The organism is bacterium (genome assembly GCA_021372775.1).
In the GTDB taxonomy this organism is placed as follows: Bacteria; Acidobacteriota; Polarisedimenticolia; order J045; family J045; genus JAJFTU01.
The window spans coordinates 1-9,374 of record JAJFTU010000443.1 but is presented as its reverse complement, the minus strand read 5'-3'; the positions used below and the strand labels follow the sequence as shown (position 1 = coordinate 9,374).

The following is a 9,374-nucleotide window of genomic DNA, read 5'->3' as shown; positions in this document are numbered from 1 at the left end:
GTCGGTCGCCGCCGCGGCGCGCAGCGCGAGCGCCGCCGCCGCTTCGTCGTCGCCGACCACCGCGCGCGCCGCGGCGAGCGCGAGCAACGAATCGGGCGCCGCGTCCGGCCTCGCCGCCTCGCCTTCGAGGCGGGCCAGTTCGTCGCGCCGCGCCGTCCAGCGGCGCCGCGCCTCGTCGAAGTCCGCCAGCTCGTGCCGCTCGTACGGCCCGTCCGCCGGAATCGCCAGCGCCTCGAGCGCCTCGCCGACGCGGCCGCGCCGGCCGAGCGCTTCGGCGAGCGCGAGGCGCGCGCGCGCCTCGAACGGATCGCGCGCCAGCGCGGCGCGCGCCGCTTCCTCGGCTTCGGGATAGGCCTCGAGCGCGACGTAGATCTCCGCCGTCAAAGAGTCGGGACGCGCGTCCTTCGGCGCGAGCCGCTTCGCCGCGCGCGCCGCGCGCAGCGCCTCGTCGCTCCGCCGCGCGCGCAGTTCGACCCGGCCGAGCCCGATCTGGACCTCCGCGTCGTCGGGCCGCAGACGCGCCGCTTCGGCGATGTCCTCGATCGCCTGCGCGAGCCGCCCCGCGGCGAGATGGAGCTGCCCGCGGTGGAGCCGCGCCCGCGCGTCGGCGGGATTGGCGTCGAGCGCCTTGGCGAACAGCTCCAGCGCGCCCCGCTCGTCCCCCGTGCGCTGCGCCAGCCGCGCGAGGCCGTCGAAGGCGGGGGAATGGTCCTTGCGCAGCTCGAGCGCCTTGTAGTAGGCGGGACGCGCCTTGTCGGGCGAGCCGACGGCGAGGAAGGCGTCGCCGAGATCGACCCACGAGCCGAGATGGCGCGGGTCGATGTCGGTCGCGATCTCCAGCGCCTTGACGGCGTCTTCGGGACGGCGCGCGGCGAGGAGCGCGCGGCCGCAGAACCAGGCGGCGTCGTGGGAGTTGAGCGCGCGGCGGCTGGCCCAGCAGAGATCGCGCGCCGCGGCTTGGGCGTCCCCCTGCTCGAGCGCGACCCGCCCCACCGTCAGCCGACGCATGATCTCGCGGCGCAGGGGACCCGCATCGTCGGCGCGGGGCGCGCCCGGAACGACCGCGGCGAGCGCGAACGGCAGGATCCAACAGGCGCGCATCGGACCTCGTGCGACAAACGTACGCGGCGCGGCGCCCTGCGGCCAGCGGGGCCGGACGGACGGCCGCGTCCGCGCTGTATCGGCACGGACGCGTCGTTCGCGTTCGCGGTCGCCGCCGGCGGGGCGCACGGCCGCGTCCGCGCCGGTCGGCGGGAGCGATCCTCGAGCGGTCAGGCGGGGCGGCTAAGGGTGTCAGCGGATCGGCGCGGCGACCCGTTCGGCGCGGACGAGCTTGCCGTCCCGCTCCACCGCCGCGAGGCGCGCGGCGACGACGGCGCCCGCCGGCGCCGCGCCGGCGGGAAGGCGCAGCTCGACGTAGTTCCCGGTCAACGCGCGCAGCCGGCCGTCGCTCGCCGGCGTGTCGAGCACGAGCGCCTGCTGCGTCGTCCCGAGCAGCCGTTCGCGGAACGCCCGGCCGAGGCGCGCGCCGGCGGCGCGCAGCTCGTTCGTGCGGCGCCGCGCGACGTCGGCCGGCGGACGGCCCGGCATCGCCGCCGCGGGGGTGCCGGGGCGCGGCGAGTAGGAGAACACGTGCAGGTAGGCGAGCGGCAGCGATTCGACGAAGGCGCGCGTCGCCTCCTGGTCCTCGTCCGTCTCGCCGGGGAAGCCGGTGATGACGTCGGCGCCGAGGCAGATCCCCGGCACGCGCGCCGCCGCGCCCTCCACGACGTCGCGGTAGAACGCCGTGCGGTAGTTGCGGCGCATCGCGGCGAGCGTACGGTCGCTGCCGCTCTGCAGCGGCACTTGGACGTGCGGCGCGAGCCGGTCCGGTGCCGCGGCGATCAGCGCGAGCAGCCGCGGCGTCAGCGTCCGCGGCTCGAGGGAGTTGAGGCGGAAGCGGACCGCGGGGCCGTCGTCGTCGGCGCGGCGCGGCCACTCCGCGGCGAGGAACGCCTCGAGCAGGTCGGCCATCTCCCGCTTCGGCTCGAGGTCGCGTCCCCACTCGCCGGTGTTGACGCCGGTGAGGCCGATCTCGCGCACCCCCGCCGCGACGAGCCGCCGCGCCTCCTCGAGCAGCGGCGCCGGCTCGAACGAACGGCTCGGCCCGCGCACGCTGGGGATGACGCAGTAGCTGCAGCGGAGATTGCAGCCTTCCTGCACCCGCAGGTAGGCGCGCGCGGCGTCGGCGAAGAAGAGCCCCGGCGGCTGCGCCGCGCAGGCCTCCGCGCCGAGCAGCTCCCGCGGCAGGCGCTCCCGCTCGGCCAGCGGCACCACGGCGTCGAAGACGCCGAGCGCGGCCAGCCCCTCCGGATCGCGCTGCGCGTAGCAGCCGGCGGCGACGATCCGCGCGTTCGGCGCGAGGCGGCGGTAGAGCCGGGCGAGGCGCCGCCCTTCGGCGTCGGCCCGCGCGGTGACGGTGCAGGTGTTGAGGACGACGACGTCCGCCGCGGCGGGATCGTCCGTGCGCTCGAGGCCGCCGGCGCGCAGCAGTCCCTCGACGCGCGCCGCGTCGAACTGGTTCAGCTTGCAGCCGAGTGTGTGGACGAAATACCGCTTGGCCATCGCGCGCTCCGCCCGTCATCGAACCACAAAACGAAACCCCGCGCCCGTGGCGACGCGGGCGCGGGGCGATGTCGCGGCGCGGGCCGGCGGACCGGCGGACGCGCGGCGGAAGCGCGCTAGAGCAGCTCCTCGAGCTTGCGGCGGACGTCGGCCGAGGAGGCGACGACCTTCTCTTCCTGCGCCTTGCGGTGGGCCTTCAGCTTCGCCGCGAGTTCCGGATCGCCGAGGGCGAGGATCTGCGCGGCGAGCAGCCCGGCGTTCCCCGCGCCGGCCTTGCCGACGGCGGTCGTCGCGACCGGAATCCCCTTCGGCATCTGCACCGTCGCGAGCAGCGCGTCGAGGCCGTCGAGCACGCCGCCGGGGAGCGGCACGCCGATCACCGGGCGCGTCGTGTTGGCGGCGACCGCGCCGGCGAGGTGCGCGGCCATCCCCGCGCCGACGACGAAGACCTTCACGCCGCGCGCTTCGGCCTCGCGGACGTACTTCGCCGTGCGGTCCGGCGTGCGGTGCGCGCTCGTCACTTCCACTTCGAACGGCACGCCGAGCCCCTTCAGCTCGCGCGCCGCTTCGGACATCGCGGTCAGGTCGGAGGCGGAGCCCATCAGGATCGCGACTTGGACGTTCTGGCTCATCAGACGTGGTTCCCGTTGCGCGTCGGCTCGATCGCGCCGGCGGCGATGTCCCGGCGGTAGTGCATTCCGGGGAAGCTGACTTGGCCGATCGCCTCGTAGGCGCGGCGGCGGGCGTCGGCGATGTCCTTGCCCAGCGCGGTCACGCCGAAGACGCGGCCGCCCGCGGTGCGGATCTCGCCGGCCGGGCCGGTGCGCGTCCCGGCGTGGAACGCCCAGACGTCCGGGCGCCCGGCGAGATGCTCGATGCCGGTGATCTTCTTCCCCTTCTGGTAGTGCCCCGGGTATCCCTGCGCGGCGCCGACGACGCAGACCGCCGCCTCGCGGCGCCACTCGACGCGCACCGAGGAGAGGTCTCCCTGCGCCGCGGCGTGGAGCAGCGGCACGAGGTCGGAGGAGAGGCGCGGCAGCAGGACCTGCGTCTCAGGATCGCCGAAGCGGCAGTTGTACTCGAGCACCTGCGGCCCTTCGGGGGTGAGCATCAGCCCGACGTAGAGCACGCCGCGGTACGGATAACCTTCTTCCGCCGCGCCGCGCACCGTGGGGCCGACGACCTTCTCCAGCACGTACGACATCGTCGGGCGGTCGAGGTGCGTCGCCGGCGAGTGGGAGCCCATGCCGCCGGTGTTCGGGCCGCGGTCGGCGTCGAAGACCCGCTTGTAGTCCTGGCAGGTGACGAGCGGAATGACCCGCACGCCGTCCGAGATGGCGAAGAACGAGGCCTCGCGTCCGGCGAGGAACCGCTCGAACAGGACCGTGCGGCCGGCGCCGCCGTACGCCTTCTGGACCATCAGCTTGGCCACGGCGTCGCGCGCGGCGTCGATCGTCTCGCAGACGAAGACCCCCTTGCCCGCGGCGAGGCCGTCTGCCTTCACCACCAGCGGCGCCTCCCACGTGTCCAGGGCGCGCATCGCGGCGTCCACGTCGTCGAAGATCTCGTACGGGGCCGTCGGCACGCCGTGGCGCGTCATGAACTGCTTCGAGAAGACCTTGCTCCCCTCGAGGCGCGCCGCGGCCGCGGAGGGGCCGAAGCAGGCCCGCTTCTTGGCGTTGATCTTGTCGGCGAGCCCTTGGCAGAGCGGCACCTCCGGCCCGACGACCGTCAGGTCGATCCCCTGCTTGGCGACGAAGTCCGCCACGGCGTCGGGATCGGACGAGGCGAGCGGCGGACAGTCGGCGATCTCCGCGATCCCGGCGTTGCCCGGACTGCAGAAGAGCTCCTCGACCATCCGCGACTGCCGGATCTTCCAAGCCAGAGCGTGCTCGCGGCCACCGGCCCCGATGATCAGAATCTTCATTTCGCGCGGCCCCCTTGCGAACTGAGAATTTTGTGGTCCCGGGGCGCGCCTGTCAAAACGGCGCCCGGGGTCATTTCGCGTCGCGCAGGAAGGCCGCGGCGTCCTCGGGGGGGGTGGGGTTGATGTAGAACCCCGTGCCCCACTCGAATCCCGCCAACGGCATCAGCCGGGGCAGGATCTCGATGTGCCAGTGCCAATCCCACGGGATCGTGGACCAGAAGCCCGACCGGGGAACCCCGGCGTTGACGTTGGGGGCGTTGATCAACATCCAGTGGAACGGCGGATCGCCGAGGACCGTCTCCATCCGGCGGAAGACCTCCAGCATGTGCGCGGCGAGGCTCTCGACCCCCGCCTGGTCGAGATCCGCGAACTGGTGCTCGTGGCGCCGCGGGAAGAGCCAAAGCTCGTAGGGGAAGCGCGAGGCGTACGGGGCGAAGCAGACGAAGCGCTCGTCCATGTGGACGATCCGCGAGCCGTCGTCGATCTCCTGGGCCAGGATGTCGCAGAAGACGCAGCGCTCCTTGACGTGGAAGTGCTGCCGCGCCGACTCGAGCTTGGTCACCACCGAGAGCGGCGTGACCGGCGTGGCCACGAGCTGCTCGAACGGGTGATGGATCGTCGCCCCGGCCGCGGCGCCGTAGTTGCGGTAGAGCAGGATGTACTTGAACCGCCGGTCGCGCTGCAGGTCGATCATCCGCTGGCGGCTGGCGTTGAGCGCCGCCGCGAACTGGAACAGCGGGATCTGCGCCGGGCGGAGCCGGTGCTCCGGCGCCTCGATCACCAGCTCGTGGGCGCCGATGCCGCGCATCCGGTCGTAGACGCCGACGCCGCGCCGGTCCGGCTCCCCCTCGATCGCGAGGACCGGCCGCTTGTTCGGCACGACCCGCACGTGCCAGTTCGGACCGTTGGCCGGCCCCTGCTCGCGCAGCGCGAACAGCTCGGGCGGCGTGCGGCTCTCCTGCCCGGGGCAGAACGGGCAGGGGGGCTCGTCGGTCGCGGGGATCGGCGGCTCGAAGACGAACTCGTCCGGCCGCTTCGACCGCTCCATGGCGATGATCACCCAGCGGCGGTTGATCGGATCGTGGCGCAGTTCGCTCATCGCTCCACCTCGGCGCTAGACCAGCGCGTCGGAATCGTCGTCCAGGTACGGCGCGGGAGGCGCGTCCTGCGGGGCCAGCGCGTCGCGCGCGAGGCCCGCAGCGCCCAGCAGGGCCGGCAACTCGTCGGCGGGGAAGAGGTTCTGCCGCTCGACGAGGAAGCGCCGCGCGCGGGAGAGGACGGCCTCGCCCGCCGCGAGGCGCGCGGCCTCGATCGCCGCGGCGAGCGACGGGAGCGCCTCCGGCGCGGCGGCGAGCGTCCAGCCGGCGTAGTGGGCGAGCAGCCGCTCCAGGTCGGGCCGCAGGTCGCCGAGGTCCGCGGGGGCCAGCCCCGTCGAGCGGGCGGCCGCGAGCGCGCCGGCGAGCAGCCGCAGCCCGTCCTTGGGATCGCGCGGCTGGCGCTGCAGCAGGTCCTGCAGCAACGCCCGCGCCCCGCCGCGGAGCGCTTCGGGGAACGGCGAGGGGAGCGTCGCGCCGAGCGCGCGCGCCTCGCGGCCGAACCACGCCAGGCGGATCAGCGTCTCTTCGTTCGGGGCGGGGAGGAGGCTCGCGGCGCGCCGCGCGGCGAGGAAGAGCAGCGCCTCGCGCGCCTCGGGCGCCGGCTGCCCCGCCGGCTTGCCGTCGATCTCCAGCGCGATCTTGCACCCCGGCGCGCCGCAGACGAGCTTGAAGCGGCGGCGCTCGGCGGCGCCGGCGCGCAGGTGCCGGACCGCGACCTCCCCTTCGATCTCGATCCGCCCGCCCGAGCCGCGCGCGACGCTCGGCGCCGCGACGTCCTCGGCGACGTAGGCGCCGCACGCCGTCGCCGCGGGCGCCGACGGGCTCGGGTCGTCGAGCAGTTCGGCGAGGCGGCTCGCGGCGTGCGCCGCGGCGACGTCGCCTCCGGTGCGGCGCGACGGGCGCGCCCGCAGCCGCAGGACGTCCGCCCCGGTTCCCGCGCCCGGCTCGTTGGCCCGCGTCGAGGCGAGGATCGCCGCGAGGTCCGGTTCCGGATCGACGCCGAAGACGAACTGGCAGAGCTGGCAGGCCCGCTCGGCGTGCCGCAGCACCTGCGTCGCCTCGATGCCGGCGATGTCGTCGAAGAACCAGCCGCACGAGGTCGCGGAGAAGAGGGTCTGGCGCAGCAGCTCGAGCAGCGCCGCGGCCTTGAGGCGGCCGGCGTCGTCGAGCCCCTTGGCGGCGTGCTTCTCCAAGAGCGCCGCCATCGGCTCTCCGGGCGCGGGGGCGGCGAGGACCTCGCCGTACGCCTCGGCCGCGGCCCAGACGTCGCGGAAAAGCTCGGCGCCGCGCCGCTCGGCCAGGGTGAAGACGCGGTCGCGCAGCAGCGTCACGGCGTGGCGCAGCACCTGCCGCCAGCCCCAGCTCCAGCCGGGATGGGACGCGGCCACGCAGCCGCAGTCCCGCTCCCAGCGCCCGACGCCGTGGGCGCAGGACCACGCCGACGGCGTCGCGAGGTGGGCCTCCCACGTCGCGGGCCAGCGGTGGAAGAGCTCGCCGAGATGGGTCACGCGGGCGATCCCGGCCATCCGCGCCCGCAGCAGCGCCTCGGCGAGGCTCGACTCGGCGTTCTTCTGATGGTGGCCGAACGTCTCGCCGTCGGCGGCCATCAGGACCAGCGAGTCCTGCTCGTTCGGCGCGCCGTCGAGCGCGGCGCGGAAGGCGGAGAGGAGCGTCTCGCCGGAGCGGAGCGTCCCGCCGAAGGCCACGCCGCGCGACAGCGGCCCGTCGAAGACGAAGACCGTGAACCGCCGCCCGGAGGGGAGGCGGACCCAGTACGGCCGGTGCGGCGGAACCGACGCCCCGGGGGTGTCGATGAACGCGTCGCTGTCCGGCGGACGGATCCCGCGGACCTGCTCCGGCGCGACGACCGTGAACTTCAGCCCCGCGTCCACGCACGCCTCGAGCGTCGGGAGGTCGACGGCGCACTCGGGCAGCCACGCCCCTTCCGGCTGGCGGCCGAAGCGGCGAAGAAAGTCGGCCTTGCCCCAGGCGAGCTGCAGCCGCCGCTCGCGCGGCTCGCAGAGCGGGAGGATCGGGTGGCCGTAGGCCTGCATCAGCGCCGAGCCGTGGCCGGTGCGGTCGCGGGCGGCGCGGTCGCCGGCCACCGCGTCGGCCAGCGCGTCCGGCCGTTCGCGGGCCAGCCACGCGGCGAGCGTCGGGCCGACGTTGAACGAGAGCCGCGCGAAGAGGTTGACGAGCGCGACGACCCGTCCGTCCGGGCCGCGCACGCCGGCCGCGCCGAGCCGCTCGTAGCACTCGTCGGAGACGCGGGCGTTCCAGTCGTGGAACGGGGCGGCGGACGGCTGGCGCTCGACGACCTCCGTCCAAGGGTTCTCGCGGGGCGGCTGGTAGAGATGGGCGTGGACGACGAGATGGCGCACGGGGCTCCCTTCCCGGCTCAAGTTACGCCCATCATAGACCGGCTGAAGAAGGTCAGAACCAAGAGGCCGGGACGCCGGCGCTGCGGGCGTCCGAATGGACCGGAATGCCGGCCTCGACGCAGCGGGCGCGCCACGTGCGGCGGCGGCGGCGGCGGATCGTCGAAACCGCGAGCCACGCCGCGGCCAGCGCGACGAAGGCCGCGCCGCAGATCACCGCGACCCGCTGCACGACCCCGGTCATCTGCGTCATGCTCAGGCTGGAGCTGTAGGCGAAGAGGACCAGCATCGGGACGAGGACCGCCAGCGAAGCCGCGTCCCGCAGCAGGAACTGCCCCCACGGCATGCGGAACGCGCCGGCCGTGAAAAGAAACGGCATCTTGAGGCCGGGAACGAGGCGGGCCGCGCAGAGGGCGAACCGGCCGCGCCGCAGGTAGAGATGGCGGGCGCGGAGCAGATAGCGGCCGCGCAGCAGGCGGCGGAGGCGCGAGCCGCGCTCGATCCGCTGGCCGATCCGGCGGCCGACGGCGAAGACGGCGACGTCGCCGGAAAGGCAGGCGGCGAGCCCGAAGATGATCGCCCAGTGGACCGGCAGGACCCCCATCGCGGCGAGGACGCCGGCGGTGAGGAGGGGGATCTCCTCGGGGATCGGCAGGCCGCAGGCGCCGGACCACACGCCCAGCACGATCAGCAAGATCGCCTGGATGTCCGGACCGAACCCTTGGACGCCGACCGAAAGCACGCGAGACGCTCCCAACCCCCGTTGGATCGCGCGCACGTTACGGGATTGCGGCCCCGCGGTCAACACCCGCCGTTCCCGCGCTGGCTTGACGGACCGGCTTGGGCGATATTGCCGGGGAGGAGCGGGACCTCTTGGTGGACCAGCGCCGTTCGGATGCGTGTCCCCCCGTCCAGACGGTCGGCCCGCCGGGCGCGGGCGGGGATGCGCGCGCCTGGTACGACCGCTGCGTCCTCCTGCTGCCGGTCGCGGCGAACCTCCACGACCGTTCCGGCCGCGTCCTCGCCGTCAACCAGCGGATGACCGAGCTGTTCGGCTACACCATCGACGACATCCCGACGATCGACGACTGGTGGCGGCTGGCGTTCCCCGACCCGGCGTTTCGGCGGTTCGTCGTGGACGTCTGGCGGGAACGCGCGCACTCGGTGCCGCTCGACGGGACCGGCGTCGTCGTCACGGCCGAATTCGAGTTCCGCGCCAAGGACGGCTCGTCGCGATGGGCCGAGATGCGGAGCTTCGTGGACGGCGAGCTGTTCGTCACGCTGCTCCTGGACATGACCAAGCGGCACGAGGCGGAGGACGAACTGCGTCGCCAGCGCCGCGACTACGAGACGATCTTCAACCTCGTG

The 9,374-nt window shown here is 74.5% G+C and carries 8 protein-coding genes; 1 reads left to right on the top strand and 7 read right to left on the bottom strand.

Annotated elements, in window-relative coordinates:
• From LLG88_15170 to LLG88_15140, 7 genes are all read right to left on the bottom strand, one after another.
• Nucleotides 1-1,101 (bottom strand): tetratricopeptide repeat protein (locus LLG88_15170; GenBank protein ID MCE5248248.1); only part of this gene is annotated, 1,101 nt, incomplete at its 3' end.
• Between the two features lie 192 nt (nt 1,102-1,293).
• Nucleotides 1,294-2,604, bottom strand: coding sequence for a MiaB/RimO family radical SAM methylthiotransferase (locus tag LLG88_15165; GenBank protein MCE5248247.1), 1,311 nt, complete (start codon nt 2,602-2,604; stop codon nt 1,294-1,296).
• Nucleotides 2,605-2,720: 116 nt separating this feature from the next.
• Nucleotides 2,721-3,236, bottom strand: coding sequence for a 5-(carboxyamino)imidazole ribonucleotide mutase (gene purE, locus LLG88_15160; GenBank protein ID MCE5248246.1), 516 nt, complete (start codon nt 3,234-3,236; stop codon nt 2,721-2,723).
• Complete coding sequence (gene purD, locus LLG88_15155; protein ID MCE5248245.1) at nt 3,236-4,531, bottom strand: phosphoribosylamine--glycine ligase; 1,296 nt, start codon at nt 4,529-4,531, stop codon at nt 3,236-3,238. The genes purE and purD overlap by 1 nt, the downstream gene beginning before the upstream one ends.
• A gap of 70 nt (nt 4,532-4,601) precedes the next feature.
• On the bottom strand, nt 4,602-5,630 hold the full coding sequence (locus LLG88_15150; GenBank protein MCE5248244.1) for a galactose-1-phosphate uridylyltransferase: 1,029 nt from the start codon (nt 5,628-5,630) through the stop codon (nt 4,602-4,604).
• 15 nt (nt 5,631-5,645) lie between these two features.
• Entirely contained in the window at nt 5,646-8,030 is a 2,385-nt protein-coding gene (locus tag LLG88_15145) for a DUF3536 domain-containing protein (GenBank protein ID MCE5248243.1), read from the bottom strand.
• 31 nt (nt 8,031-8,061) lie between these two features.
• Nucleotides 8,062-8,748, bottom strand: coding sequence for a VTT domain-containing protein (locus LLG88_15140; protein ID MCE5248242.1), 687 nt, complete (start codon nt 8,746-8,748; stop codon nt 8,062-8,064).
• A 98-nt stretch (nt 8,749-8,846) separates the two neighbouring features.
• Here LLG88_15140 and LLG88_15135 point away from each other — a divergent pair.
• On the top strand, nt 8,847-9,374 hold a 528-nt coding region (locus LLG88_15135), incomplete at its 3' end, for a PAS domain S-box protein (protein ID MCE5248241.1).